Source organism: Microbacterium faecale (assembly GCF_014640975.1).
GTDB classification, from domain to species: domain Bacteria; phylum Actinomycetota; class Actinomycetes; order Actinomycetales; family Microbacteriaceae; genus Microbacterium; species Microbacterium faecale.
The window spans coordinates 1,152,897-1,179,255 of sequence record NZ_BMHO01000001.1; the positions used below are offsets into that span (position 1 = coordinate 1,152,897).

Below are 26,359 nucleotides of genomic sequence, written 5' to 3' on the forward strand. Positions count from 1 at the left end.
AAGGCAGGTTGACAGAGTGGAATGGGAAGCCCCGGTGCGGGTGGGGACGAGCGTCCACGAACTCCTGCGCGCGAAGATCCTCACAGGCGAGCTCGAGCCGGGATCGCGTCTCGCGATCCCGGCCATCGCGAAGGAGCTTGGGGTCAGCCGCAGCCCCGTCCGCGACGCCGTGCTGCAGCTGGTGCGTGAGGGCCTCGCAGTGGAAGAGTTCAACCGGGGCGCCGTCGTCCACACGCCGCCGCGCGCCGCGCTCGTCAGCCTCTACCACGCGCGCGAAGCGCTCGAAGGGATGGCCGCGCGGCTTGCGGCTGCCGCGATCACCACGAGCGCACTCGACCAGCTCGATGCGGTGCTGCGCGAACACGAAGCCGTCGACCCGGATGACTTCTCGCGGCACATCGAACTCGACGCCCGGTTCCACCGGCTGATCCGCGACGCCGCCGCGAGTCCCGTTCTCCTGCGCATGCTCGAGGAGATTCAGGGGCAGGTGATCGTGGCCATGCGGTCGACGAACGTCACGGTGGGGGTGCGCGGAGCCGCATCAGATCATCGAGCGATCTTCGAGGCGTTGGCGCGGCACGATCCGGACGCGTCCGAGCGTGCCGCTCGCGCGCACATCTCCCGGCTCACGGGAATCCTCCGAGACCCCGATGGGACAGGAACATGAATCGCACAGCGCTTCGGCACCACCGAGCTGATGGATTGACGCTCGTTGACGAGCCGGTGCCCGCCCTCGCCGCGGGCGAAGCATCGCTCGACGTCCTCGTCGTGGGGCTCTGCGGAACCGATGCCCACATCATCGCCGGCACGTTCCCCTCCGCCGACGGCGTCATCATGGGCCACGAGGTCTGCGGCATCGTCCGTGACGTCGCGGACGATGTCTCCGGTCTGCGGCCAGGAGATCTCGTGACCGTCGAACCGCATTGGTACTGCACGTCCTGCAGCTACTGCCGCTCCGGCGACGAGCACCTCTGCGCCGACAAAAAGGGGTACGGCGTCAAGCTCGATGGCGGTATGACGACCACGATGACCGCGCCCGCGCGCATCCTGTACCGGCTTGATCCGGCGACTTCTCCGTTCACCGGTGCGATGACCGAGCCGCTCGCGTGCTGCATCCACTCGATGGATCGCCTCGATCCGGCCTCCGGCACCTCCGTGCTGATCGCCGGTTGCGGGCCCGCGGGCGCGATGCTCGTCGCGCTGTCGAAAGCGCGTGGGCTGACACCGATCGTCGTGTCCGAGCCGTCGCCAGAACGGCGGGAGCTTGCCCGGGCGATGGGAGCCGAGCTCGCCGTGCATCCGGACGACCTGGATTCGCCCGAGGTGGGAGCGCTCGTCGGTGAACACGGGTTCCACTCGGTGATCGACGCGGTCGGAAGCGCGGCAATCAGCCGCGATCTCCTCGACCGGATCCGCAAGGGCGGTACTTTCCTCGTCTTCGGTGTGGCCGACCCGAGCGACACCATGGCACTGACGCCGCGGGAGATCTACGACCGGGAACTCACGATCGTCGGGTCCATCATCAATCCCTACACGCACGAACGCGCGGTTGCGCTGGCACCCACGTTGCCGCTCGCTGCGCTCCCCACGCGGGTCTTCCCGCTCGACGAGTACGCGGAGGCATTCCGTGCCCAGGGGGAGGGGCGCGAGAAGATCTACATCACCCCGAATCCGCAGCTCTTCGAACGCGCACTCGCACCGCAGGCCGCGTAGTACCGCGCCGCGCCCCACTCGGCCCCTGGGGCTCCGCCGCATCGGTTGCGCATAGACGGGGGATAACCCCCGCGCACCTTGGAGGTCCTCCCCGCTGTGCGAGCGAGCGCGGAACCGTAGCGTTAAAGCATGACATCGACTACTGCGCCGTTCGAAGCGCCACTTCCACGCGTGCACAGCCCGCTGAAGCTAGCCGGCGCGATCGCGCACCTGGCATTCATCGGCCTCTACGGCACCGCCGTCTTCACGATTCTTCTGGTTCTCGTGAGTGTCGGCATCCCCGGCCTCGCGCTGCTCGGCACCGGCGCCCTCCTTCTCCTCGCCTTCGTCTACGGCCTCTACGGCGCAGCTTTCCTCGAGACCGCCCGCGTCGAGGGCCTCTACGGATTCGGTATGCCGATGCTCTCGGCACGCCGATCACCGAAGCGCGGGTTCGTCGGCTTCCTGCACACCGTCTGGCTGCAGTTCATCGACGGCGCGATGTGGCGTGCGATCGCCCACCTCGCCCTCACCACAGTGCTCGGACTGGCCGTGCTCTCCCTCGCGACGGCAGCGGTTCGGGGCATCGCGCTGGCGTTCGCGCCGCTGTATGCGCCCGGCGTCGACACTCACGTGTTCGGCTTTTTCGTCCGGGCCGAGTGGGCGGCGTGGACGGGGGCGATCGGTGCGGTCGTCGCGCTCGTCGCGATCATCGCCGTCGCCCTTCTCCACGGCGTGCTCGCCCGCGTCCTCATCGCCCCGATCCGCGAGGCGCAGCTCGCCGCCCAGGCCCGCGACGCGACCGTGCAGCGGCAGGACGCGATCCGCGCCGGTGACGTTGAGCGTGCCCGCATCGAGCGCGACCTTCACGACGGCGTCCAGCCTCGGCTCGTGTCCGTCGGCATGACCCTCGGGCTCGCGCACCAGAAGATCGACACGGATCCCGACAACGCCAAGGAACTCGTCTCCGAGGCCCACACGTCCACGAAGGCGGCCATCACCGAACTGCGCCAGCTCGCGCGCGGCATCCACGCCTCGGTGCTCGACGACCGCGGTCTCGACGCGGCCCTGAGCGCCGTCGCGAGCCGCTCGCACATCCCCGTGCACCTTGACGTGCGGATGACCGAGCGCGCCGGACGCGACGCCGAAGCAGCCGTGTACTTCGCCATCGCGGAGAGCCTCACGAACGCCGCCAAGCACTCCCGTGCCTCCACCTGCCGCGTGACCGTGCGCAATCGTCCAGAAGAGGGGATCCTCTGGGCGCGCGTCGAGGACGACGGCGTGGGCGGGGCGCGACTCATCGCCGGTGGCGGCCTCGACGGCATCCACAATCGGATCACCGCCCTCGGCGGCACCGCTCGCCTCGACAGCCCCGCGGGCGGCCCGACCTCCCTGGAAGTGAGCGTGCCATGCGCATCCTGATCGTCGAAGACTCCGTCCTCCTCCGCGAGGGGCTCTCACGGCTCCTTTCCGACGCCGGTCACGAGATCGTCGGCGCACTACCCGATGCCTCGCGCGCGCTCCAGGAAGTCGAAGACACGGATCCGGACCTCGCCATCGTCGACGTCCGCCTCCCTCCGACCTTTACCGACGAGGGGATCCACGCGGCTCTCGCGCTGCGCCAGCAGGACTCGAAGCTCGCGGTCCTCGTGCTCTCGCAGTATGTCGAGGAGCGGTACGCGTCGGACCTCATCGCCCAGCCGGGCGGGGCGATCGGCTATCTCCTGAAGGATCGCGTCACCGACGTCACCGAGTTCCTCGAGTCGATCGACCGGATCCGCGAGGGCGCCACCGTCCTCGATCCGGAGGTCGTCGCGCAGCTGCTGACCCGCCGCTCGCGCGACGAGAAGCTCATGCGCCTCACGGACCGCGAACGGGCCGTCCTGTCGCTCATCGCCGAGGGCAAGAGCAACGGTGCGATCTCACGGCTGCTGTTCGTCAGCGCCGGAGCCGTGGAGAAGCACATCACGTCGATCTTCTCGAAGCTCGGCCTTGAACAGGACGACATCGGCAACCGCCGCGTGCTCGCCGTCCTCGCCCACATAGACGCCACGTCGCCGCAGGGACCGATCGTCCCCGGCTCACAGCAGAACGGATCGAACCGATGACCGAAACGCCCCGACAGAGCCCCACGGCCCGTAGTGGAACGCGCGCGCTCGCCGTCACGTTCAGCGTGCTCGGCGGATGCATCCTCATCCTCGGGGGAGGCGCGACGGCCGTCGCCGCCGTCAGTGACACCGTGCGCTCCGGCCAGGTCGAAGATGGTGCGGTGTCGCTGCCGGTAGCCGGGATCGAACGCGTGAAGCTCGACGTCGACGCCGGGTCCGCGAGCGTCGCCTTCGGCAGCGGATCCGAGGCCACTCTCGACTACAGCTCCCATTCCGGCGCCTGGATCTTCGAGCGTCAGGGCGACACCCTGGTTGTCTCCAGCCCGGACGCGAGGTTCAGCCTCTTTGACTGGCGCCGCGATCAGTCGGCGCGGTTGACGCTTCCCGACGAGCTGGAGGGTGTCGACCTCGAGCTCGATCTTGCGGCCGGCGAGATCGATGCGGCCGGCATCTTCGGCGACGTCACGTATGAACTGAGCGCCGGCATGGTGGAGCTCGAGGGATCCGCGGACGCGATCGCCGGCGACGTATCGGCGGGTGCCAGCGTCGTCGAACTCGCCGATGTGCAGACGGCGCGCTTCGACGTCGCGGCCGGTGACATCAACGCGCATCTGACCGGCGAGCCTCCCTCCGACGTGCGGATCGGAGTGTCCGCCGGATCCGTCGAGCTGCAGCTGCCCGACGTGCCGTACGACGTGCGGACGAACCGCGCCGCCGGCGACTTCGTCTCGTCGCTCGAGGAGAGCACCGCGTCTGACCGGCGCATCGACGTGCGCATCATGGCGGGCGACGTCGCGCTGTACGCCGGTTGACCCATACGCGCTGTGTCGCCCCGGGCAGTAGTCCGGGGCGACACTCGCGTGCACAAGTACGGCAGGACGCCCGGTTATCCCTCACAGAGGGAGGCTCGGCGCCTGAGCTACCGTCGTTGTGCACCTGCGGCGGCGTAGACTCAAGCGGGTGATCCGTTCATGAACGCCCTGCGCGCCCGTGGCTCGAGGGTGATCATCACGTTCATCGCGATCGGCCTCGTCTCCGGCTTCATGTCGGGCCTGTTCGGCGTCGGCGGCGGCACCGTCATCGTTCCGATGCTCGTCACCGCCGCAGCCTTCTCACAGAAGCTCGCGTCCGGCACATCGGGTGCGTCCATCATCGTCACCGCGGCGGTGGGCGTCGTCAGCTACGCCGCGCACGGTCAGGTCGACTGGCTCGCCGCCGTGCTGCTCGCGGCCGGCGGCGTCGTGGGCGCCCCACTCGGCGCGCACCTGCTGCACCGTCTCAGTGAGACGAAGCTGCGCTGGTTCTTCGTCGGGTTTCTCGCCGTCGTCGTCGTGACCCTCTTCTTCGTGATCCCCGATCGCGACGCGGGCGTGCCCATGAACCTCTGGCTCGGCGCCGCGCTCGTCGGCGTCGGCCTCGTCACTGGCGTGTTGTCGGGGATGATCGGTGTCGGCGGTGGCATCATCGTCGTGCCCGCGCTGATCCTGCTCTTCGGCGCGAGCGACCTCGTCGCGAAGGGCACCGCCCTGTTGATGATGATCCCGACCACGATTGCCGGAGCATGGCGCAACACCCGCAACCGCAACGTGGATCTCGTGGCGGCGGCCGTCGTCGCGGCGGCCACCGTCATCACGACGCCGCTCGGCGCGCTCGTCGCCGCGGCCGTGGATCCGTTCGTCGCGAACATGCTGTTCGCGGCGTTCCTCGTCGTGATCGGCACCCAGATGGCGATCAGGGCATTCCGCGCCGGACGCCGTTAGGTGCGTTGCTAAACTTGGCACCTACTGCGCTGGCCGATGAACGCCGTTTCGCGGCTTTCTCGTCGATCGACGATGCGACAGCATCGCCTCACTCCTCGGCGTTGCGAGCCGACGCACCTCGACCATGCTCGCGATGCCGCCAAGTTTCGCAACGCACCCAGGAGGACTGACATGGCTGTGGATCCGGATCTCGCCGAGCGCGACTTCCCCCCGACGCCCCCGTATCTCGTCGGACGTGAGAAGGTGCGCGAGTTCGCGCGCGCCGTGTTCGCGACTGCACCCGAGCACCTCGACGTCGACGCCGCGCGCGCCGCGGGACACGAAGACGTCGTCGCGCCGCCGACGTTCGCCATGGTGATCGCCGACCGCACGCTGCAGCAGCTGCTCGCGGATCCGTCGACCGGCGTCGTGCTCGAGCGCGCGCTGCACACGGACCAGCAGTTCACCTACTCGCGTCCGATCGTCGCGGGCGATGAACTCACCGGCCAGCTGCGGGTCACCCGCGTGCGCGCGATGGGGTCCGGCGCGATGGTCGCGAGCCAGACCGAGATCACGGACGCCTCCGGCGCGCACGTCGTCACGGCCAGTTCGACGCTGCTGATCGGATCGGAGGACGCCTGATGGATCTGTCGACGCTGGAGAAGGGCGACGTCGTCGCCTCGAAGACCATGCACCTGACCCGCGACGCCCTCGTGCGCTACGCGGGCGCGTCCGGTGACTTCAACCCGATCCACTACCGCGACGACGTCGCCGAGCGCGTCGGGCTTCCGGGGGTGCTCGCTCACGGCATGCTCACGATGGGCATCGGCGCCTCGGTGCTCACCGAGTGGCTGGGCGAGACGAGCCGCCTCGCGTCGTACGTCGTGCGCTTCACGAAGCCCGTCGTCGTGGATCCGGAACGCGGCGCCAACGTGACCTACGTCGCGACCGTCGGCCAGGTGAAGGACGACGGATCCGTGCGCATCGATCTCGCCGTCACGTTCGAGGAGGAGAAGGTGTTCGGGAAGGCGCAGGCGGTGGTGATGCCGACATGACGGCCTCGGTGAGGTTTACCGCAGGGGAGATCCGCGGCGCGTTGACGTTCCTGGCGGTGGGCGCATGAGCGCGATCGAAGCGCGGCGCGACCCGGTGCCGCTGGCCGAGCTCACGACGATCGGCGTGGGCGCGGCCCCCGCCCGGATGGTCGACGTCCGCACACGTGAGGAGCTCGTCGCTGCGCTGCACGATGCGTGGAGCGAGGACTGGTTCGTCCTCGGCGGCGGATCCAATCTGCTGGCCAGCGACGAACCGTTCGACGGCACCGTTATCCGGATCCTCACCACCGGCTACGAGCGCATCGACGGCGCTCCGGAGGGCTACCAACGCGTCGCGATCGAGGCCGGACAGAACTGGGACGAGTTCGTCGCGTGGACCGTCGGGGCCGGACTGGCCGGTGTCGAGGCAATGAGCGGGATCCCCGGAACCGCGGGCGCCGCGCCGATCCAGAACGTCGGCGCGTACGGGCAGGAGATCATCCAGACGCTCGTCTCCGTCGACCTCATCGACGAGGGAGCCTCGTCGATCGAGACGGTGCCGGCAAGCGAGCTCGGGCTCGGCCCCCGCACCTCCGCGCTGAAGCGTCACTATGATTCCGTTCCCGAGCGCTCGGCGGTCGTGGTCGGAATCGTGCTCGATCTCGCGGTCGTCGGCACGGATCCGCGCCCCGTCGAGGACGAGCGGATCCGCCAGGCTCTCGGGCTCGACGGTGTGCGCTCGGAGGGTGAGGACGGATCCGGGAACGCGTCGCTTGCGTGGATCCGCGACACGGTGCTTGCCATCCGCGCGACGAAGGGCATGGTGCTGGATCCGTCCGACGCAGATACGCGCAGCGCCGGCAGCTTCTTCAACAATCCGATCGTGACGGAGCAGATCTCGCGGCGCCTTCCGGCCGAGTGCCCGCGCTGGCCGATCGACCCCGTTCCCGAGCTGGACCGGGTCTTCGACCTCGCCACGTGGGACGGTCAGGTCGCACCGACCGCGCGCCAGCCGTCGCTCGTGAAGGTGAGTGCGGCGTGGCTGATCGAGAACGCGGGGCTCGCAAAGGGCTTCGGGCTGCCCGGATCCCGCGCCACGCTGTCGACGAAGCACACGCTCGCGTTGACGAACCGCGGCGAGGCGTCGGCCGAGGACGTCGCGACGCTGGCGCGCTACGTCCGGACACGCGTCGCGTCGGAGTACGGCATCGAGCTGAACCCCGAGCCGGTCTTCGTCGGCGTCGAGCTATAGGGTACGGCGCCCCCGCGCGCCCCGTCACGTCTCCTCGCGTCCCCTCGCGTCACCTCGGGTCGCGTCACGTCACGTGGCACGCTGGTGCTCCGCGCAGATGGGTCGCCACACTTTGCAGGTTTGTGGACGCTGAAGTTGCATTCCTTGGCGACCCATTGGGCGCGCCGAATATGGGTCGCCACACTTTGCAGATCTGCGGGCACAGATGTTGCAAAGTATGGCGACCCATCACGGGGTGGGGTCACGCGAGGGCGAGAAGTCGACGGATCCGTGACACGAGCTGCTCGGGATCCAACAGATCTGCGGCGGTGACGTACGTGACGCGATAACCGAGTGACTCGAGTTCCGCGCGCCGCATCTCGTCGCGCCGCCACTGCTCGGGATCCCGGTGGTAGTCACCCTGGTATTCCACGACGAGCCGCGCTTCGCGAAAGAGCATGTCGACGCGAGCGACGAAGCGTCCGCGATCGGTGATGTCGACGTTGAGGTCGGGACGCGGCAGGTGCGCCTCGTGGAAGATCACGCGCAGTTCGGACTCCTTCGGCGATTCACTGCGCGCGTCGCCGAGGCCGAGGGCGCGTTCGCGGCGGAGTCGCCCTGGCTTACGGCGTCCTGCTCGTTCGTGCGCCCGGTCGAGGTCGTGGCGTGTGACGTATTCCCGCAGCAGGCGATCCGTTACGGCGACGAGGCGCGGCAGCGACAACTCTTCGGAAAGGTCCACCCAGGTACGTTCGGGCGTCGTGACGCGAAGGCCGTGCCGCAGAGTGACGTCCTCAGGATCCAACTGGAGGGCACGGCCGCGCACACCGGGGCGCCGGATCCGGTTTTGCCGGGCGGGAACGCCGATGCAGACAACCTCTCGCGCCATGCGTTCGACGGGGAGCGGCAGCGGGAGTGCCCATGCCAGAGCTGCCGTCGGTCCGGCGATGAACGCATGGGCCGGCAGCGCGTCAAGGAGTAGCCGCAGGCGCGACGGGAGATCGTCGATGTCGCCACGTGCGCGCGTGCCGTAGAAGGGGGCGGTGAGGTCCCGGTGGCGGAGACGCGATCGGGAAACCCCGTGTGCGATCGCATCGGGAACGGTGAACGCCTCGGCGAGATCCTTCGGGAGCAGGTTGTTCGACATGGCGTCGATCATGCGCACGCACGGCACGTTCAGTCTCGGTTATCCACCGACCGCGTGCGCGAACGTCCCCTGTGGACGCGCGCCACCCCCGCTGGGTCGCCACACTTTGCGCCCCGCGAGCCCGCTCACCTGCAAACTCTGGCGACCCATGCCGGTCAGCCGCACTGGGTCGCCAAACATTGCAGGTTTATGCCCGGCTCAGTTGCAAACTGTGGCGACCCATCACGGGGGGCACACGATGGGTCGCCAGAGTTTGCAGCGCACGAACGCGCGTGGCTGCAAAGTGTGGCGACGCTCAGGCGAACAGCGCCTGGAGGCGTTCGATGCCCTCGCGCAGCTGGTCGTCGCCGAGCGCGTAGCTCAGTCGCAGGTATCCGCTCGGGCCGAACGCCTCGCCCGGAACGACAGCCACCTCGGCCTCGTCGAGGATCAGGTCGGCGAGTTCGAGCGTCGTATCGACGCGGCGTCCCCTCCACTCGCGTCCGAGCAGGCCTCGGACATCGGGGTAGACGTAGAAGGCTCCCTCGGGCGTCGGCACGGACACGCCCTCGATCTTCGACAGCTCCTCGACCATCACGCGGCGGCGGCGATCGAACGCCTGGCGGAACTGCTCCGCATCGGTCTGCGGTCCCTCGAGCGCCGCGACGGCGGCACGCTGAGCGATGTTGTTGACGTTGCTCGTCAGGTGCGACTGCAGGTTTGCGGCGAGCTTGACCGCGCGCTCTGGGCCAACCATCCAGCCGACGCGCCAGCCGGTCATCGCGTACGTCTTCGCGACGCCGTTGAGGAGGATCGTCTGGTGAGCGACCTCCGGCACCGCCTCGACGACCGACACGGCGCGCACGCCGTCGTAGGTGAGGTTCTGGTAGATCTCGTCCGTGAGGATCCACACGCCGTGCTCGAGCGCCCAGCGCGCGATCGCGGCGGTCTCGTCTCGGGAGTAGACGGCACCGGTCGGGTTCGACGGTGAGACGAACACGACGGCCTTCGTCTTCGGCGTGCGCGCGGCCTCGAGCTGCGCGACCGTCACCTTGTAGCCCTGGTCGGCGCCCGCGAAGACCGGCACCGTGGATCCGTCGGCCAGCTTGATCGCCTCGGGGTACGTCGTCCAGTACGGCGAGGGCAGCAGCACTTCGTCGCCCGGGTTCAGGATCACCTGGAACGCCTCATAGACGGCCTGCTTGCCGCCGTTGGTGACGACCACCTGGTTCGGCGTGATCTCGAGGCCCGAGTCGCGCGCGGTCTTGCGGGCGATCGCCTCCTTCAGTGCAGGGAGACCGGCCGCAGGGGAGTAGCGGAAGTTCGACGGATCCTCGAGGGCCTCGTGCGCCGCGGTTACGACGGACGATGGCGTCGAGAAGTCCGGTTCGCCTGCGGCGTAGGAAATGACGGGGCGTCCGTCGGCTTTGAGGGCCTTCGCCTTCGCGTCCACCTTCAGGGTGGCCGACTCGGCGATGGCGGAGATCTTGTTCGACAGCGCAGCTCGTTCAGTCACGCGACCAGCGTATCGACCACAGCGATGACTGTGGGGCGTGGCGATGGAACACGCCGCGCGCGGACTGGCGTCGGTTCGCACCCCCTCTCCGCATGCCGTATGATCGAGCGTGCAGTTCTTCGCTGCATCATTCGCCGTGCCGCAATGCGGAGAACGATGCTGAGGAGACTCTAGGGCGGTAGCTCAATTGGCAGAGCAGCGGTCTCCAAAACCGCAGGTTGCAGGTTCGATTCCTGTCCGCCCTGCGAATCAGCAGATTCGCTGATCCACGAAAGGTGATGAATGTCTCAGGATGCAGCTGGCGGGGTGCCCGCCGCCGCAGGAGGGCCGAACGCCGCGAAGAGGCCGAATTTCTTCGCGCGCATCGTGATCTTCTTCCGTGAGGTCATCGCGGAACTCCGCAAGGTCGTCACACCGACCCGCAAGGAGCTCCTCAAATTTACGAGCGTCGTGCTCGGATTCGTCGTCGTCATGATGGCGGTCATCTTCGGTCTGGACACGGTCTTCCAGCTGGTGGTGGACGTCGTCTTCGGCGTGCCGAACTAGATCGAAAGAGGCTGAACCAGTGTCCGAGAAGCATCTCGACGACGCCGATTGGGCCCCCGCGGCCGAGCAGTCGAGCGAGGAAGACGAAGCCCAGACAGGCAACGTGCTCGCTGGCAACGAGAAGGCGAGCGACGCCGCCGAACACAGGGCGATGCACATCGACGGCGAGGGTAACGACACCGCCGACGAGGGCATCTCCATCGCAGATCCGGAGGCAGACGCGATCGTGAACGACGCACTCGAAATTGATGAGACCTCGGAGGCCGAGGCAGCTGCTGAGGTGCTGAGCGACGACTCCGCCGAGCACGGCGAGACGACGGCCGCCGAGGACACGACGGCCGCCGACGCCGAGGCGCCCGAGGATGCCGCAGGCTCCGAAGAAGAGGCTGAGGCCGAAGAAGAGGTCGACCCCTACGCCGAGTTCAAGGCCGAGCTGCGCACGCTCGAGGGCAAGTGGTACGTCATCCACTCCTACGCCGGGTTCGAGCGCAAGGTGAAGGCCAACATCGAGCAGCGTAAGTCGACGCTCGAGGTCGAGGAAGACATCTACCAGGTCGAAGTGCCGATGGAAGATGTCGTCGAGATCAAGAACGGCCAGCGCAAGATGGTCACGCGCGTGCGTGTGCCGGGCTACGTGCTCGTGCGTATGGAGCTCAACGAGGACACCTGGTCGGTCGTGCGACACACGCCGGGCGTGACGGGCTTCGTCGGCAACGCGCACAACCCCGCGCCGCTGCGCTTCGACGAGGCGTTCAACATGCTCAAGCCGCTCGCCGAGCTCAAGGAGGCCGAGAAGGCCGCCGCGGGCGACCCGAAGGCGAAGGAGACGAACGCCCAGCGTTCGATCCCGGCCGAGATCGACTTCGAGGTCAGCGAGACGATCACCATCAAGGACGGCTCGTTCGCCGGCCTGCCCGGAACCATCAGCGAGATCAACGCCGCCAGCGGCAAGCTCACGGTTCTCGTGTCGCTCTTCGAGCGCGAGACTCCGGTCGAGCTGTCGTTCGACCAGGTCACCAAGATGACCTGATCGAGCCCGTCGGCTTCGCGAGACGACGCCCCGCCTCTTCGAGAGGCGGGGCGTCGTCCGTTCTCCGGCGTCACGCGGCGTGCTGCCCCGCCCAGTGGGGGCTCCGGATCAGGCCGACCAGGTTCCCGAACGGGTCGCTGACCGACGCCGACCACCATCCCTCGCCGCGCTGGGTGATGGGATCCTCCGCTCGCGCACCGAGCGAGAGCAGCCGGTCGACGGAAGAACGGATGTCGTCGACGTGCATGCTGACGAGCGCCCCGCCTGGCCGGGGGAGTACGGCACGAAACCGCGCGTCCATCAGAGCGAACTCGTCGTCGTCATCCCCGAAGCGCCACTCAGCGTACTGCGCCGGCCCGGTCTCGGGGCGGACGAAGTACGGTGGCTCCTCGAACACGGTCGTGTACCACTCGATCGCGGCGGGCATGTCCTCGGCGACGAGGTTCAGGTTGGCAAGACCACGGAACATGGTGTCTCCTTCGTTGTCGGTATGTGTTCTATGCTCGACCTCAAAGTGATCACCTTCTGATCACTTCAGAAAAGAGGTCGAGAAATTCGTGCTGATCGTCTGATCCAGGCGCTCCTGTTCCTCCAGGGGCGCCCGATGATTACGGCTGCGGAGCTTGCGACCGAGCTCGAGGTCTCCGTCCCGACGGCGCGTCGCGACCTCGAGGCGCTCGCGATGTCGGGCGTCCCGATCTATCCCACGCGCGGACGCGGCGGCGGCTGGCGCCTCATCGGCGGTGCCCGCACGGATCTCACCGGCCTGACCGAGGTCGAGGTCACGTCGCTGCTGATCGGACTCACGCAGAGTCGCGCGACGGATCCTGAACGCGCCGCCGCGGTCCGCAAGCTCGTTCGCGCGATGCCGGAGCCGTTCCGCGCGGGCGCCGAGCGCGTTGCTGCGGCCACCGTGCGCGACGCGCCGTGGGGCGCCACGGGCGACGACACGGATCCGCCCGCGGTCGCCGAACTGCAGCGCGCGATCGCGCGCGAACGACGGATCCGGATCGCGTACGCGGGTTCGCGAGGCGACGTCGATGTCGAGCTCGTGCCGCTCATCGTCGGCAGCCGCGGGGCGCGCTGGTACCTGCTCGCGGCGCCCGCGGCGACGGACGAGGGCGTCGCCGACCGCGACCGCCTGCGCACCTACCGCGTCGACCGGATCCGCGGGCTCGAGACGCTCGCCGAGCGCGGGGTCGCGCCCGCCGACTTCGAGCCGACGGCGGAATGGGACCGCATGGTCGCGCGGGTCGAGAGCCTGCGCGGATCCGTACGCGCGAGGCTGCGCGTCGAACCGTGGGCCGTGAAGGCGCTGCTCGACCGCTTCGGCGCACAGGCGCGGCTGCAGGCTCCCGGGCCCGAGAGCGGATCCGACCCGCGGTCGACGGTCGAGGTGAGCGCTCACCGCGCGGATGCCCTCGCGGAGCAGATCGCGGCCTGGGCGACGGTTGCGGAGGTCATCGAGCCGCCCGAGGTGCGCGACGCGCTGCGCGCGCTGGGGCAGCGGATCGTCGACACGTACGCGCCCGCCGAATCCTGAGAACCGCGACCCGCCGGATCCGGTAGACTTCCATAGTTTGCGCGTCATGGCGCGCAGGCAGCCACCACACCCGGATCGGATGTGGGAGAGCGCACGCACTCGGTGTGTGCTCGATGAAAGGAATAGCAATGGCACCGAAGAAGAAGGTCTCGGGGCTGATCAAGCTCCAGATCGCCGCCGGCCAGGCGAACCCGGCGCCGCCCGTTGGCCCCGCACTGGGCCAGCACGGCGTCAACATCATGGAGTTCTGCAAGGCGTACAACGCCGCGACTGAGCAGCAGCGCGGCAACGTCGTCCCCGTGGAGATCACCGTCTACGAGGACCGCAGCTTCTCGTTCATCCTCAAGACGCCCCCGGCAGCCGAGCTCATCAAGAAGGCGGCTGGCGTGAAGAGCGGATCCGGCACGCCGCACACGACGAAGGTCGGCAAGATCACCAAGGCTCAGGTCGACGAGATCGCGGCTGTCAAGCAGCCCGACCTCAACGCGAACGACATGGAAGCCGCGGCGAAGATCGTCGCCGGCACCGCTCGTTCCATGGGCATCACGGTCGAAGGCTGAGGGGGAGAACGATAATGGCAAAGTCCAAGGTTTACGCCGCCGCAGCCGCGAAGATCGAAGAGGGCCGGTTCTACTCGCCCGCCGACGCGGTTGCGCTGGCGAAGGAGACCGGATCGAAGAAGTTCGACTCGACCATCGAGGTTGCGTTGAAGCTCGCGGTTGACCCGCGCAAGGCCGACCAGATGGTGCGTGGCACGGTCATGCTGCCGCACGGCACGGGTAAGACCGCCAAGGTCATCGTCTTCGCGAACGGCGACGCGGCTGAGGCCGCCATCGCCGCGGGCGCTGATGAGGTCGGCGGCGCCGAGCTCATCCAGCGCGTCGCTGATGGCTGGACCGACTTCGATGCGGCCGTCGCCGTGCCGGAGCTCATGGGCCAGGTCGGTCGTCTCGGTAAGGTGCTGGGTCCCCGTGGCCTGATGCCGAACCCGAAGACGGGCACGGTCACGCCGAACCCGGCGAAAGCTGTCGAAGACATCAAGGGCGGCAAGATCGACTTCCGCGTCGACAAGCACTCCAACCTCCACTTCGTGGTCGGCAAGGCCTCGTTCGGCGCTGAGCAGCTGAACGAGAACATCCAGGCCGCCCTCGACGAGGTCGTGCGCCTCAAGCCGTCGAGCGCGAAGGGTCGCTACATCCAGAAGGGTGCGGTGTCGACGACGTTCGGTCCCGGCATCCCGCTGGACGTGAACTCGATCGCTGTCGCGTAACAACGCCCGCGACAACGGCCCCCGCTCCGAATCGGCGCGGGGGCCGTTTCGTCGTTCTCACGGCTATACCGGGGGTACCTCTCAGCGTCGCGGCATTGAGGAATAGCTCCCGGCGGGAGAGGATATATTGAAGCGCCGGCAACGCGACCGGAGGGGTTGGCGGTTCCGCCGTGCGCTTCTCGAGTGCCGAAGGAGCATCTCATGGCGAAGGCAGCAGACAGGCGCAAGGTTCTGGCGGTTCTGGCGGGCGGGCTCGTGCTCGGCGTCGGTGCAGCAGTAACGCTCGCCGCATGGAACGACCCGGAGTTCGCAGGTGGCGACTTCGCAGCCGGCGAGTTCGTGTTCCAGGGATCCACCGACGGAACGACGTACGAGGAGCACCCGTCGAGCGATGGCGCTGCCGAGCTCGCATTCGAAGTGGGCGCCGACAACCTTGCTCCGGGCGACGTCGTCTACGCGGGGTACGCTCTGAGCACCGAAGGATCCTCGTACAACGCGACGCTCGAAGCGGTCGCTCCGGTCGACGCGACGGGCACGCTCGTCGCCGATGGAGACCTCACCTTCGCTGCGGTCGCGACGGATACCTTCGGGTGCGACGAAGCCTCGTTCACGGGTGGTGCCACAGTTCCGACGACGATCGCTCCGGACACGCCGGTCAACCTCTGCCTGCAGGTCACGGCGACCGACTCGCTCACTCAGGGCGAGACCGGCACCGTGATGTGGCAGTGGAACGCGGAGTCGGTCGAGTAACGACGTCTCCTCGCTTCTCGTGACCCCGTCGATCCGGGGATCGCACCACGCGGACCGCGAATGACGGCCCCGACCACGCGGCGCGAACTCCGCGAACGCACGAGCGACGACGTTCCGGCGACCACGCCGGGGCGCCGTCGCTCGCGCGTCGGAGGCGTCGTCGGCGAGGTGATCCTCTGGGTCGCGGCGGGCGCGGGACTGGTCTGCATCGTCCTCGTGATCCTCGCGATCACGGCGAACATCTCGCTCATCATGTTCCGCACCGGATCCATGGAACCGACGATCCCCGCGGGCTCCGTCGCGATCGTGCAGGAGGTCGGCGCCGCGGAGATCTCAGTGGGCGACGTGGTGACGGTGGATCGCCCAGGCGAGCTCCCCGTCACGCACCGCGTCACCTCGATCGAGGATGGCGCATCGGCGGACGAGCGCGTGATCACGATGCGCGGTGACGCGAACGAGGTCGAGGACCCGCACCCGTACGACGTGACCACCGTGCGCACGGTGCTGTTCTCGATCCCGGGCATGGCACCGGTGATCGTGGCGATGAGTAACCCGTTCGTTCTCGGCGGGATCACGATCGCCGCGGCGTTGCTGGTGGTCTGGGCATTCTGGCCGCGAGACAAGAAGGAAGCGGAGTGATGATGAGACGCGTCGCCGCCGCAACCGCCGTGTGCGGGGTGCTCGGTGCGCTCGCGATCGCTCCTCCTGCCTGGGCGGCGCCCACTACTGAGATCATCGAGGGTCGCTACGTCCAGCTCGTCTCCGTCGCCGACTGGGAGCGGGCAGCCGATCTCGCGCCGGGCGAAACGATGCGCTGGGACGTCGAGATCAGCGCAGATGCCCCCGAGCCCGGCATGATCGAGATCGCCGTGAGCGCGACCGGCGGCACCCCGCTCGTCGTCGATGCCGCGCTCTGCCTCGACGCGTGGCGCGGCGACGAATGTCCGAGCGACGCGGAGACCCTCCTGTCCGACTGGGAGGTGCCCCGCGATGGCGCGCAGGTCCCGCTCCGCGAGGTCGACGCCGAACAGGTCGCGCACCTGCGGCTGCAGGTCGGCGTCGGGTCCGGATCCGCCAGCGGCGTCACCGAGATGCGCGTCCACGCGAATGGCGCGGGCGACGAGCTCGACACGGGCCCGGACCTCCCGCCCACGGGAGGCTGGTCGAGCGAGCCGTGGTTGCTCGCGGGCGGCGCGCTGCTGCTCGTCGGCGCCGCCGTGCTGCTCGCCGTGCGCGCCCGCAGGCGGACGGGTGGAGGTGCATCATGACCGCGCGACGCAGCCTCGGACGCCGGATCCTCGCGGGCCTCGCCGGCCTCGCGCTGCTCGGCGGCATCGCCCTTGCGCCGACGGCCGAGCAGACCGACGCCGCGTGGACGGACGCGGAAGCCGGCGCAGCGGAGTTCACGGCGGGGACCGCGCTGGATCCGCTCGTCGCAACCGGAGATGGATGCGTCGCGAGCGGCCTGCTCGGGATCGCGCCGCGTGTCGAGATCACCTGGCATGTCCCCGACGGCACGGCCTACACCATCGACGACGTCGAGTTCGGCCAGCTCAACAACGGCCTTCTCACGCCGATCATCGACCTCGAGTTACTGAACTCCATCACGACGACGGGAACGCCGGATGCCTACACGACGGTGATCACCAGCCTTGCGTTGCAGAATCTCCTCGGAGGCGACAAGGTGATCGGGATGCGAATCAGCGATAGCGGCTGGACGTCACCGTGGCTTGTGGCGACCGCCAACTGGGGACCTCTAGGGCTCGCTCCATCGTGCGACATCAGCACGTCGCCATAGGCGGCATCGCATGTAAGCCGGGTCACGACCGTGCGGACGTAGAGCTATTATTGTTGACGCCGCTCGTGCTCGTGCCCACTCACTCAGTTCGAAGAATCCGAAACCTCTCTTCGCCGTCCACGATCGCGGCGTCACCGACGTTGATCCGCTCGACTGCCGCATACGGCGGCCCGTGCTGTAGCCAGCGCTGCATCTCGTCCACGCGGTCGTCGTCGCCCTGCACCTCCGCCTCGACGCGATCCGATCCGACGTTCCGTACCCACCCGGTCACACCGAGTCGTTCCGCCTCCGCCTTCGTGGCGTAGCGGAAGCCGACGCCCTGCACGGTCCCGGTGACGATGATGTGCACGCGCTTCATCGCGGATCCTCTCTCGTGAGTCGCCTCTAGGGCACGTTGCTAAACCTGGCACCTACTGCGTTGGCCGACGCGCGCCTCCCCACGGCCTCTCTGCATGCCGCTGGCGCGCCACGCAGAGCCTCCGGCCGCGTGGGCCCACTCGCGGCGTTCTCGTCGATCGACGATGCTAAGGCATCGCCTCACTCCTCGGCCTTGCGAGCCGACGCACCTCGGCCATGCTCGCGACGGCACCAGATTTAGTAACGCACCCTAGCGCCCGCTGACGGACGCGCGGCCACCGTACCTCAGCGGCCCGACGTCGCGGATCCGCTCAGTGTCCGTTCTCGGCGCGTCCCGCGAGCGCGAGCAGCAGTTCCCCAAGCCGGCGCGCGTCGGCGGGATCCCAATGGCCGAGGCGCGCACGCAGGGTCTCCTCGTGCGGCGTGCGCGCGGCCTCGAGGCGCTCGACCCCGGACTCCGTCGGCTCGATCACGAACGAGCGGCGGTCGGCCTCATCCGGACGACGCGTCACGAGGTCGATCGACTCGAGGTAGGTGACGGTGCGGCTGATCTGCCCCTTGTCCATCTCGAGCCACTCCGCGAGCTCGGACGCGGTGATCGGAGCGCGGCGCGCGATGACGGCGAAGACCTTGTAGGTCATCGGCAGCATTCCCGGCTGCAGTCGCTCCGCGTTGCGTTTCATTGTTCGGCGATGCTGCGTGAAGACCTCGCTGAGGCCGATCTCGACGGAGCGGATCGCGTCCACCGTCTCATCGTCAGACATCGTCACGCTCTCCGGTCGGGGGCTTCCGGGTCCACACTAGCGGTCGACCCGGATGACGCGAGCGCGGTGTCGGTCGCCTGATCGGATCCGGCGTGGTCCCGCACGGCGCGCTTCTCGCGGAGGCGATCGATCGTCGTCAACGTCGTGAGCGGGATGTTGGGCAGGAAGCAGATCGCGACGAGACTCATCACGGCGAGGGGCACGCCGACGAGGAACGCGTGCGAGATCGCGTTCGCGGCGACGTCCTCGACGATGACGGCGATGGATCCGGGCATGTCGCGCGTCGTCGGGAGCGTGCCCGCGGCGAGCTGCTTCGCGATCGCGCGCCCCTCGGCACCGAGATCGGCGATGGCCCGCCCGATCTCGGCCGTTCGGCTCTGCATCTGGTGCGTCATGCTCGCGGCGAGCACGGATCCCATCACCGCGACGCCGGTCGTGCCGCCCACGGAGCGGAAGAAGTTCACGCCAGACGAGGCGACGCCCATCTGCGACGGGTTCGCGGAGTTCTGGACGACGAGCACGAGGTTCTGCATCGTCATGCCGGTGCCGGCGCCGAGGAGGAACATGTAAACCCCGACGAGCCAGAGGGGAGTGCTCATGGTGAGGGTCGAGAGCAGACTCGATCCGGCGACCAGGAGCACGCCGCCGAGCACGAGGTAGCGTTTCCAGATGCCGGTGCGCGACACGATCTGTCCGATCACCGTTGACGCTCCGAGCATGCCCGCCGCCATCGGAACCGTGAGCAGTCCGGCCACCGTCGGCCCGAACCCGCGCGCGATCTGCATGTACTGCGCGAGATAGACCGAGGTGCCGAACATCGCCACGCCGATCGATACGGAGGCCAGCACGGCGAGCGTGAAGGTGCGGTTGCGGAACATCGGCAGAGGGATCAGCGGCTCGGACACCTTGCGCTCGACGATGATGAACATGATCGTCGCGACGATCGCGATGCCGACCATGTAGAGCGTCTCCCAGCTCACCCAGCCGTAGTCGCTGACGTTCGAGACCCACACGAGCAGGAACCCGGCCGCCACCGAGAGCAGCACGATGCCGAGGTAGTCGATTCGCACCTTGCCCTCGTGCATCTGCGAGATCCGCAGCGTCTTCATCAGCACGATGAAGGCGATGATGCCGAGCGGCACCCCGACGTAGAAGTTCCAGCGCCAACCGATCGTGTCGGTCAGGAGGCCGCCGAGAAGCGGTCCGCCGACCATGCCAACGGCCATGACCCCCGCCATCAGCCCCATGTACCGGCCGCGCTCGCGCGGGCTGATGATGTCGGCCATCAAGATCTGCGACATCGACTGCAGGCCGCCGCCGCCGATGCCCTGCAGCGCGCGGAAGATGATGAGTGTCTCGACGTTCTGCGAGAGGCCGGCGCCGGCGCTCGCGAGGACGAAGATCGTCAGCGCGATCAGGATCAGCACCTTGCGGTTGAGCAGATCGGCAAGCTTGCCCCAGATAGGTGTCGAGATCGCCGTCGTGAGCAGCGTCATCGTGATGACCCAGGTGTACGCGGTCTGCGTGCCGCCCAGGTCGGGGACGATGATCGGCAGCGACGTGCCGACGACCGTCATCGTCATCATCGAGCAGAACATCGCCAGCAGCAGCCCAGACAGGGCTTCGAGTACCTGGCGCCGCGACATGGTCGTCGAGACCGTCGTCGTGGAAGGAGGCATCGGCATCCTTTTCTGTGGAGAACGGGAAGAGTTCACGGCGGCGTCGGCGCGAAAACAAGTTGATCGTCGTCAACTATACGATAATGGTTGACTCACGACAACCAATCACGCTGTGTCTTTGCCGGGAAGGGCGGATCCGCTCGGCTAGGGTCGAGGAGATGTTGCCCCCCGAACTGCAAGAGCGAGTCGTCGCGGATTCTCGTGACCGTGTCGCTTGGCTGCGGGCGCGGTCGCAGGGCATCACCGCCACCGACGTGGCGAATCTGTCGACGCCCGCCTCGGTGCTGCGCGCGGCCCGTCAGAAGCTGCGGCCGTCTGGGTTCTCCGGCAACGCTTACACGGATCACGGCCGCCGTCGCGAGCCCGAGATCGCCATGTGGGTCGAGAGTGAGCACGGCATCCTCCCCTCGACCGCGCTGTTCCGCGCGGACGTCGAGAAGCGGCACCTCGCCACCCCCGACGGCGTCGGTGTCGACGACGGCGGTCGCGTCGTCCTCGCCGAGATCAAGACCACGAACAAGCCGTGGCGCACGATCCCGCGCGCATACCTGCGACAGGTGTGGTGGCAGCAGCACGTGCTCGGGGCCGAGCGCACGCTGTTCACGTGGGAGGAACATCGAGACTTCCGCCCCGTGCACGACGAGCCGAAGTGCCTGTGGATCGACCGCGACGAAGCCGAGATCGACAAGCTCGTGACGCTCGCGACGGCGCTGATCGACGAGCTCTACCAGCTCACGACGGGGCAGAACATTCGGGCAGGATCCACGAGCCCGCGCGAACAGGCCATGCTCCGTGCCGCGACGCAGGACGCATACCGCGCGCTCGCGCTCATCGATTGACGGCGGATCCCCAGTCTCGCCGAGTTGGCGTCGCGCGCGGGAGCCGCGTATGCTGGGGGAAGCCGAAGACCGCCGGTCGCCGGGAACGTCAGTTTCCGACCGAAGCACTGCAGAAGCAGGGGCCCGCGCAGGTGTACTGAGAAGGCCTCCTGAGTTCAGGATCCGAAAAGCTCCGTGCGCTTGCGCCGGAGCTTTTGTCATGTGTGCAGGGTGGGACGCGGCCGGCCCCTCACCTCCGTGGGGTGCCTCGCACGTAACAAGGAGTGGCCATGGCGCAGAAGGAAGCATCGGTCGCCGAGCTCGCCGAGAAGTTCGAGAGCTCGACTGCCGTTCTGCTCACCGAGTACCGCGGCCTGACGGTTGAGGAGCTCAAGGAGCTCCGCAACAGCATTCGTCAGGATGCGGAATACGCCGTGGTGAAGAACACGCTGACCAAGATCGCTGCTGAGAAGGCAGGGGTCGAGGGGCTCAACGACGACCTTCAGGGTCCGTCGGCGATCGCCTTCGTGCACGGTGACCCGGTCGCCGTTGCCAAGGGCCTGCGTACCTTCGCCAAGGCACACCCTCTTCTCGTGATCAAGAGCGGGTACTTCGACGGTGCCCCGCTCTCTGCCGAGGAAGTCAACAAGCTCGCCGACCTTGAGAGCCGTGAGGTTCTGCTGTCGAAGGTCGCCGGCATGATGAAGGCTTCCATGTCGAAGGCCGCCGCCGTCTTCCAGGCGCTTCCGTCGAAGACGGTCCGCACGGTTGAGGCGCTGCGCGAGAAGCAGGAGAACGCGGGCTGACGCCCACGTTCGACACATCCACCGACCTAGCTCACACAACACAGGAGATACAACATGGCGAAGCTCAGCACTGAAGAGCTGCTCAGCGCGTTCGAGGAGCTCACGCTCATCGAGCTCAGCGAGTTCGTGAAGGCGTTCGAGGAGAAGTTCGACGTCACCGCTGCGGCCCCGGCCGCTGTTGCGGTTGCCGGCGCGCCCGCTGGTGGCGGCGACGCCGACGAGGCCGAGGAGCAGACGGAGTTCGACGTCATCCTCGAGGCTGCTGGCGACAAGAAGATCCAGGTCATCAAGGCTGTCCGCGAGCTCACCTCGCTCGGCCTCGGCGACGCCAAGGGTCTCGTCGACGGTGCACCGAAGCCGGTCCTCGAGGGTGTCGCGAAGGACGCCGCCGAGGACGCCAAGGCGAAGCTCGAGGAGGCTGGCGCCTCGGTTACCGTCAAGTAACCAGCGTTTCCTTCACGAAGCCCGCGGATCCTTTCGGATCCGCGGGCTTCGTCGTTCCCCACCCGCTCCACCTTCCACGAATGCATCGAACTGGCGGCGGTTGGAGTCGTCTGCACCCAGCCTGGCGGCCGCAGCCGCTCCATCATGCGCACGCGTAGCTATCTGACGCCGCGGTTGACAGTGTCGATCGCGTCCGCACGGCGAAGAACTCTCGGTCTGATCGTCAGCGCAGCGTGGCGCGGATGAGGACACCGCCGACGGCCTCGCTGTTCTCGTCCGCGGCGCGAATCTCGATCACCACACTCGGTGCGAGGTTTCCGTCGAAGACCGGGAAGGAGAGGTCCGCAGCAGCCTCGCCGTCATCATCGAACTTGAGAGTGTACGAGAGCGACATCGGTCCGCTCAGCCCGCGCACCTCGACTCTGATCGCGACGTCCTGGTTCGCGGGACCGACGAACCTCACGGAGAGTGAGCTGTCATCGGCTGACCACGTCGACCCCTTGGCGAGCGTGATGACGGGTCGGCCCGCGGGCGAGCTCACAGTCTTGTGTCCGGCACCATCGATGGCGGCGACCGTGTAACGGTACGTGCCCGGGAGGAGGTCCGGGGCAGGCGTCGGATCCGAATAGGCGGTCGCATTCGCTGCGACCGTTTCGAGCTCGACACCATCGCGATACACGACGTAGTTCTCAACGCCAACGTTGTCCGTTGCTTCAGTCCACGTCACCGTGCCGTCAGCGGCCGCGACGACGTCCGTGGGTGCCGTTGGTGCTTCGCGGTCGTAAATGAGTGGCTCACTGAGCTCACTGGCATTGCCCGCGGCGTCGAGCGCCGTGATCTCGTACGTGTAATCCGGTAGCTCGTTAGCGTTCCTGTCGGTGAACGCATGGGCATGCACGCGATCATTGGCCTCCACGCGGCCGACCACCTCACCGTCGCGGTGGATCAGGTACTCCGTCACGCCGACGTTGTCGGTCGACGGTGTCCACTCCAGCGCATAGGAGCCGTCACCCGTCTCGGATCCGGTGACATCGGTGGGCGAAGTCGGAGCCTCGGTGTCGGGCACCTGCACGGTCGTGGAGGACGCATCGCTCTCACCGGCTTCGTTGACAGCGATGACGAAGACGTAGTAATCGCCCGTGGCCAGCGTGATGCGGGACGACCACGACTCCGTGCTGTCGATCTCCTCTGCGTCGCTGACGTGCTTGCCGGTGCCGACCAGAACGCGATACGCCTCGGCGTCGTCAACCTCCGCCCACTCGATTAGGACATCGCCGTCGGCGAAGGACGCTTCGAGCTCTTCAGGGGCGTCGGGAGCGACCTGCGTCGGCCCGGGATCCGGCTCGGGTGTCGGGTCCGGCGACGGTGTCGGCTCTGGTGAGGGCGTCGGGTCTGGCTTGGGCTCGGGCGACGGCTTGGGGTCCGGTGACGGCTTCGGGTCCGGTGAAGGCGTCGGCTCGGGCGACGGCGTCGGGTCCGGTGAGGGTGTCGGATCCGGTGTCGGTTCTGGCTCGGGCGTCGGTGTCGGTTCTGGCGTCGGTGTCGGTTCGGGTTCCGGCCGTGGATCCGGGGAAGGCTGCGGTTCCGGCGAAGGCTCGGGTTCCGGTCGCGGGTCCGGCGAGGGCTCGGGATCCGGTTCGGGAGTCGGCTCAGGCGAGGGCTGAGGCTCCGGCTCCGGCCGTGGCTCAGGCTCCGGCCGCGGGTCCGGCAAAGGCTCGGGATCCGGCTCGGGATCCGGCTCGGGTGAGGGCTGCGGTTCCGGCGAGGGCTGCGGTGACGGCTCGGGCGGATCCTCGGACTCGAGAGCCCGGAGGAGTTCGTCGCGCACGCCGAGCGACGAGAGCGTGACGTTCACGGGGCTGCCGGCGGATCCCTCATACCCGCATGCCAGGCGCACGTCGTTCCGCACCTGATCCGCCGTGAGCGCGATGGTGAAGGTCGCGGAACCGTCGTCCCCGAACGTCGCCGTGTCGAGGGCGCCACCCGCGACGGATCGCAGCGGTGACGTTGCCGGGCGGTCGGATCCGCCGCCGGCGCCGACAGGATCCGTCGAGCCGGGAGCGCGCACCGTGACGGTGCGTCCTGGCTCACCGCTGACATGCACGGCGATGGTGCGCGCGTTCACGTCGACGATATCCGCACCGTCGACCGCGACAGGTGTCGTGGCATCGTCCTCGTCGTCGGCGTCCTGCGCCTCGGGCTCGGACGTCTCGGCAAGATCGTCGGATGCCTCGATCGATGCCTCCCCGGGGGCGCCGCCGCCGAACGCATCACCGGCTGCTGCGGGGACCGACGGGTTCGTCGTCACCGCGCCTACCGCGATGACGACAGCCACAGTGGCCGCTGCGATTCCGGCAGTGACGAGCCCGCCGATGGTCCAGGCCGCTCCCGCCGAGCTCGCGCTCGAGCTTCCGCCTCCCGCGGATCCGCCGGTCGTCGCTGCGGATCCGCCTGCCGCTGCCGATCCGCCGACGACGAATGCCGCGCCCGCGGCGGTTCCGCCCTCAATGACGGCTGGTGGCATCGCGGCCAGGGCGACGACGGCCTCGCTCCCCCGCTGCACGGCGGCGAGGTAGGCGGTGGACGCCGGGATGCCGACCGCGAGGGGCAGCAGGATCATCGCCAGGCGGCTGCCGACGTCCTTGGCCTCTGAGGCGACGAGCGAACACCGCGCGCAGGCATCGAGGTGCTTCTGGAGCTTTGCGCGGTCACGGGATCCGAGATTGTCGCGGGTGTGCGCGCCGAGTCGCTCGATGGTCCACTGATGGTCGGATCCGTCTTCGAGCGTCGCGAGGTGCGCCTGGATCCAGGCTTCGCGCAGGCCTTCGCGAGCGCGCGCCGCGAGCTGGGAGACCGCCGCCGGCTTGATCCCGAGGAGGGGAGCGGTTTCGCGAGGCTTGAGGCACTCGACCTCCGTGTACCAGAGGACCTCCTGCCACCGAGTCGGGAGGCTCCGGAAGGCGGTGTGGGTCGTGCCGCGATCGAGGGCGGCCTCGGCGGCGCGCTCCGTGCTCTCCGGATCCTCGACGTCATCCGCGTCGTCGAGCGAGACGTCGACGCGCGAGCGCCCCCAGCTGGCTGCCGTGTTGCGGATCGCCGTGAAGAGATAAGCACGGAACGAAGCCGTCGGCCCGCCGCCTCGGCGCACGGTCTGAAAGATCTTGGCGTACGCCTCCTGCACGAGGTCGTCGGCGTCGATGCTTTCCGAGATGCTCCGCGCGGCGACGACGCCGGAGCGGTAGTGGCGGGCCCAGAGCTCACCGAAAGCGGCAGTATCGCCTGATCGGGAGCGGAGGACGAGATCGGCATCCGAAACGTGCGCGACGTCGCTCTCGTGCGTTTCGGGCATGACTCTCCTGCTGATTTCGGCCACGACGATTCTGCCTCGTCCGTGCCGTCATTGCCACTGGATCCATGAACCTCTCGGGAGATTTAGGAGCTGATCACGGTTTTCTGTACGCGTTCAACAAATCTTGGCGAAGTCGCGTCATAAAACGGCATCCGCCGCGTCTCATGGGTGAGAGAGGCGCAGCTCGGCATCCGGGGGGAGTAAGACCGAGCCACCGCGGGCGGGAGCCCACGGAAAGAGGCGGCCCATGTTCGATTGATCATGGGCCGCCTCACTGGTTGCGTCAGCTCTTCGCGAGTGTGCCGATCTCGTCACCGCTGGAGTTGAACACCGTCATCGTTTCGTCGGCGATCTGAAGGGAATCAGCGCCGCGGAGCCAGTCGTCGACGTTCATGCAGCCCTTCAGGGTTGCCACGCCCACACGGTCCAGGACGATGCGGTCATCTTCGACCTCGTACGTGCCGCCGAAGCCATTACACCCATCGTTTCCCTCGAACGTGCCGTCGTCTGAGAACGAAATGAACGGGTCGCCCGCCTCCGAGCTTGCGAAGGTCGCACCAACGTAATCTGCGGGTTCCATCGTGCCTCCCTCGGAGCCAGCGGTCGTTGCGCAACCGGCGAACGCGAACGCCGCTGCGCCAATGAACAGCGCGGGAACGAGACGTCGTGTCCTCATGATGTGCCTCCCAATGTCGAGACCGCCGGTGAGGCGGAAAAATACCGCGGGTTCCCATTTTACCCTGAGCTCTAGTAATGTGG

The 26,359-nt window shown here is 67.9% G+C and carries 29 protein-coding genes and 1 tRNA gene; 22 read left to right on the top strand and 8 right to left on the bottom strand.

The features are described 5' to 3' along the window. The first annotated feature begins 16 nt into the window (after window positions 1–16). The 9 genes from IEW87_RS05295 to IEW87_RS05335 all read left to right on the top strand — a co-directional run bounded on the left by IEW87_RS05295 (window position 17) and on the right by IEW87_RS05335 (window position 7,825). The gene (locus IEW87_RS05295) at window positions 17–667 is read left to right on the top strand and encodes a GntR family transcriptional regulator (RefSeq protein WP_188711231.1); all 651 of its coding nucleotides are present in this window, start codon (window positions 17–19) and stop codon (window positions 665–667) included. Between the two features lie 35 nt (window positions 668–702). Beyond that, window positions 703–1,713: an alcohol dehydrogenase catalytic domain-containing protein gene (locus tag IEW87_RS05300; RefSeq protein ID WP_188711232.1), complete on the top strand. Its 1,011-nt coding sequence runs from the start codon at window positions 703–705 to the stop codon at window positions 1,711–1,713. 129 nt (window positions 1,714–1,842) lie between these two features. Continuing rightward, window positions 1,843–3,114 carry a sensor histidine kinase gene (locus tag IEW87_RS05305; RefSeq protein ID WP_188711233.1) on the top strand — a complete coding sequence of 424 codons (1,272 nt, stop codon included), beginning with the start codon at window positions 1,843–1,845 and terminating at the stop codon, window positions 3,112–3,114. After that, complete coding sequence (locus IEW87_RS05310) at window positions 3,102–3,800, top strand: response regulator transcription factor (RefSeq protein WP_188711234.1); 699 nt, start codon at window positions 3,102–3,104, stop codon at window positions 3,798–3,800. Before IEW87_RS05305 ends, IEW87_RS05310 begins: the two co-directional genes overlap by 13 nt. Next, complete coding sequence (locus IEW87_RS05315) at window positions 3,797–4,612, top strand: DUF4097 family beta strand repeat-containing protein (protein ID WP_188711235.1); 816 nt, start codon at window positions 3,797–3,799, stop codon at window positions 4,610–4,612. Before IEW87_RS05310 ends, IEW87_RS05315 begins: the two co-directional genes overlap by 4 nt. A gap of 159 nt (window positions 4,613–4,771) precedes the next feature. Beyond that, on the top strand, window positions 4,772–5,560 hold the full coding sequence (locus IEW87_RS05320; RefSeq protein ID WP_188711236.1) for a sulfite exporter TauE/SafE family protein: 789 nt from the start codon (window positions 4,772–4,774) through the stop codon (window positions 5,558–5,560). Window positions 5,561–5,731: 171 nt separating this feature from the next. Further along, window positions 5,732–6,181 carry an FAS1-like dehydratase domain-containing protein gene (locus IEW87_RS05325; protein WP_188711237.1) on the top strand — a complete coding sequence of 150 codons (450 nt, stop codon included), beginning with the start codon at window positions 5,732–5,734 and terminating at the stop codon, window positions 6,179–6,181. Further along, window positions 6,181–6,594, top strand: coding sequence for a MaoC/PaaZ C-terminal domain-containing protein (locus tag IEW87_RS05330; RefSeq protein ID WP_188711238.1), 414 nt, complete (start codon window positions 6,181–6,183; stop codon window positions 6,592–6,594). Before IEW87_RS05325 ends, IEW87_RS05330 begins: the two co-directional genes overlap by 1 nt. A gap of 64 nt (window positions 6,595–6,658) precedes the next feature. Next, on the top strand, window positions 6,659–7,825 hold the full coding sequence (locus IEW87_RS05335; RefSeq protein ID WP_188711239.1) for a UDP-N-acetylmuramate dehydrogenase: 1,167 nt from the start codon (window positions 6,659–6,661) through the stop codon (window positions 7,823–7,825). A 241-nt stretch (window positions 7,826–8,066) separates the two neighbouring features. On the opposite strand, the gene IEW87_RS05340 is transcribed toward IEW87_RS05335, so the two are convergent. Beyond that, the gene (locus tag IEW87_RS05340) at window positions 8,067–8,951 is read right to left on the bottom strand and encodes an endonuclease domain-containing protein (protein WP_188711240.1); all 885 of its coding nucleotides are present in this window, start codon (window positions 8,949–8,951) and stop codon (window positions 8,067–8,069) included. A gap of 295 nt (window positions 8,952–9,246) precedes the next feature. After that, the gene (locus tag IEW87_RS05345; protein ID WP_188711241.1) at window positions 9,247–10,446 is read right to left on the bottom strand and encodes a pyridoxal phosphate-dependent aminotransferase; all 1,200 of its coding nucleotides are present in this window, start codon (window positions 10,444–10,446) and stop codon (window positions 9,247–9,249) included. A 172-nt stretch (window positions 10,447–10,618) separates the two neighbouring features. On the opposite strand from IEW87_RS05345, the gene IEW87_RS05350 reads away from it, so the two are divergent. From IEW87_RS05350 to nusG, 3 genes are all read left to right on the top strand, one after another. Continuing rightward, window positions 10,619–10,691 (top strand) — tRNA-Trp (locus IEW87_RS05350). Between the two features lie 37 nt (window positions 10,692–10,728). Then, entirely contained in the window at window positions 10,729–10,992 is a 264-nt protein-coding gene (secE, locus tag IEW87_RS05355) for a preprotein translocase subunit SecE (protein ID WP_188711242.1), read from the top strand. A 19-nt stretch (window positions 10,993–11,011) separates the two neighbouring features. Next, window positions 11,012–12,022 carry a transcription termination/antitermination protein NusG gene (gene nusG, locus IEW87_RS05360; protein WP_188711243.1) on the top strand — a complete coding sequence of 337 codons (1,011 nt, stop codon included), beginning with the start codon at window positions 11,012–11,014 and terminating at the stop codon, window positions 12,020–12,022. Window positions 12,023–12,092: 70 nt separating this feature from the next. Here nusG and IEW87_RS05365 read toward each other — a convergent pair whose 3' ends face one another. Then, complete coding sequence (locus tag IEW87_RS05365; RefSeq protein ID WP_188711244.1) at window positions 12,093–12,491, bottom strand: VOC family protein; 399 nt, start codon at window positions 12,489–12,491, stop codon at window positions 12,093–12,095. Window positions 12,492–12,593: 102 nt separating this feature from the next. Here IEW87_RS05365 and IEW87_RS05370 point away from each other — a divergent pair, with 102 nt between their 5' ends. The 7 genes from IEW87_RS05370 to IEW87_RS05400 all read left to right on the top strand — a co-directional run bounded on the left by IEW87_RS05370 (window position 12,594) and on the right by IEW87_RS05400 (window position 17,383). Next, on the top strand, window positions 12,594–13,565 hold the full coding sequence (locus IEW87_RS05370) for a helix-turn-helix transcriptional regulator (RefSeq protein WP_268234606.1): 972 nt from the start codon (window positions 12,594–12,596) through the stop codon (window positions 13,563–13,565). Window positions 13,566–13,693: 128 nt separating this feature from the next. After that, window positions 13,694–14,125 carry a 50S ribosomal protein L11 gene (gene rplK / locus IEW87_RS05375; RefSeq protein WP_188711246.1) on the top strand — a complete coding sequence of 144 codons (432 nt, stop codon included), beginning with the start codon at window positions 13,694–13,696 and terminating at the stop codon, window positions 14,123–14,125. 11 nt (window positions 14,126–14,136) lie between these two features. Continuing rightward, entirely contained in the window at window positions 14,137–14,835 is a 699-nt protein-coding gene (rplA, locus tag IEW87_RS05380; RefSeq protein WP_188712669.1) for a 50S ribosomal protein L1, read from the top strand. 201 nt (window positions 14,836–15,036) lie between these two features. Further along, complete coding sequence (locus IEW87_RS05385; RefSeq protein ID WP_188711247.1) at window positions 15,037–15,585, top strand: SipW-dependent-type signal peptide-containing protein; 549 nt, start codon at window positions 15,037–15,039, stop codon at window positions 15,583–15,585. Between the two features lie 60 nt (window positions 15,586–15,645). Beyond that, the gene (locus IEW87_RS05390) at window positions 15,646–16,224 is read left to right on the top strand and encodes a signal peptidase I (protein WP_188711248.1); all 579 of its coding nucleotides are present in this window, start codon (window positions 15,646–15,648) and stop codon (window positions 16,222–16,224) included. After that, window positions 16,224–16,853 carry a hypothetical protein gene (locus tag IEW87_RS05395; protein WP_188711249.1) on the top strand — a complete coding sequence of 210 codons (630 nt, stop codon included), beginning with the start codon at window positions 16,224–16,226 and terminating at the stop codon, window positions 16,851–16,853. The genes IEW87_RS05390 and IEW87_RS05395 overlap by 1 nt, the downstream gene beginning before the upstream one ends. Then, complete coding sequence (locus tag IEW87_RS05400) at window positions 16,850–17,383, top strand: hypothetical protein (protein WP_188711250.1); 534 nt, start codon at window positions 16,850–16,852, stop codon at window positions 17,381–17,383. Before IEW87_RS05395 ends, IEW87_RS05400 begins: the two co-directional genes overlap by 4 nt. Before the next feature lie 79 nt (window positions 17,384–17,462). On the opposite strand, the gene IEW87_RS05405 is transcribed toward IEW87_RS05400, so the two are convergent. The 3 genes from IEW87_RS05405 to IEW87_RS05415 form a co-directional block, all read right to left on the bottom strand. Further along, a complete protein-coding gene (locus IEW87_RS05405) occupies window positions 17,463–17,741 on the bottom strand; it encodes an acylphosphatase (RefSeq protein WP_188711251.1) in 279 nt (92 codons plus the stop codon). Window positions 17,742–18,051: 310 nt separating this feature from the next. Further along, window positions 18,052–18,504, bottom strand: a complete 453-nt coding sequence (locus IEW87_RS05410) for a MarR family winged helix-turn-helix transcriptional regulator (protein ID WP_188711252.1) — start codon at window positions 18,502–18,504, stop codon at window positions 18,052–18,054. A gap of 2 nt (window positions 18,505–18,506) precedes the next feature. Further along, window positions 18,507–20,183 (bottom strand): DHA2 family efflux MFS transporter permease subunit, encoded by a 1,677-nt coding sequence (locus IEW87_RS05415; RefSeq protein WP_188711253.1) that lies wholly within the window; start codon window positions 20,181–20,183, stop codon window positions 18,507–18,509. A 158-nt stretch (window positions 20,184–20,341) separates the two neighbouring features. On the opposite strand from IEW87_RS05415, the gene IEW87_RS05420 reads away from it, so the two are divergent. The 3 genes from IEW87_RS05420 to rplL all read left to right on the top strand — a co-directional run bounded on the left by IEW87_RS05420 (window position 20,342) and on the right by rplL (window position 22,251). Then, window positions 20,342–21,022 (top strand): YqaJ viral recombinase family protein, encoded by a 681-nt coding sequence (locus IEW87_RS05420; RefSeq protein WP_188711254.1) that lies wholly within the window; start codon window positions 20,342–20,344, stop codon window positions 21,020–21,022. A gap of 269 nt (window positions 21,023–21,291) precedes the next feature. After that, entirely contained in the window at window positions 21,292–21,807 is a 516-nt protein-coding gene (rplJ, locus tag IEW87_RS05425; protein ID WP_188711255.1) for a 50S ribosomal protein L10, read from the top strand. A 54-nt stretch (window positions 21,808–21,861) separates the two neighbouring features. Next, a complete protein-coding gene (gene rplL / locus IEW87_RS05430; RefSeq protein WP_188711256.1) occupies window positions 21,862–22,251 on the top strand; it encodes a 50S ribosomal protein L7/L12 in 390 nt (129 codons plus the stop codon). Window positions 22,252–22,474: 223 nt separating this feature from the next. Here rplL and IEW87_RS05435 read toward each other — a convergent pair whose 3' ends face one another. Both IEW87_RS05435 and IEW87_RS05440 read right to left on the bottom strand, forming a co-directional pair. Further along, complete coding sequence (locus IEW87_RS05435; protein WP_188711257.1) at window positions 22,475–25,600, bottom strand: sigma-70 family RNA polymerase sigma factor; 3,126 nt, start codon at window positions 25,598–25,600, stop codon at window positions 22,475–22,477. 283 nt (window positions 25,601–25,883) lie between these two features. Further along, window positions 25,884–26,276 carry an META domain-containing protein gene (locus tag IEW87_RS05440; protein ID WP_229730970.1) on the bottom strand — a complete coding sequence of 131 codons (393 nt, stop codon included), beginning with the start codon at window positions 26,274–26,276 and terminating at the stop codon, window positions 25,884–25,886. Between the last annotated feature and the right edge of the window lie 83 nt (window positions 26,277–26,359).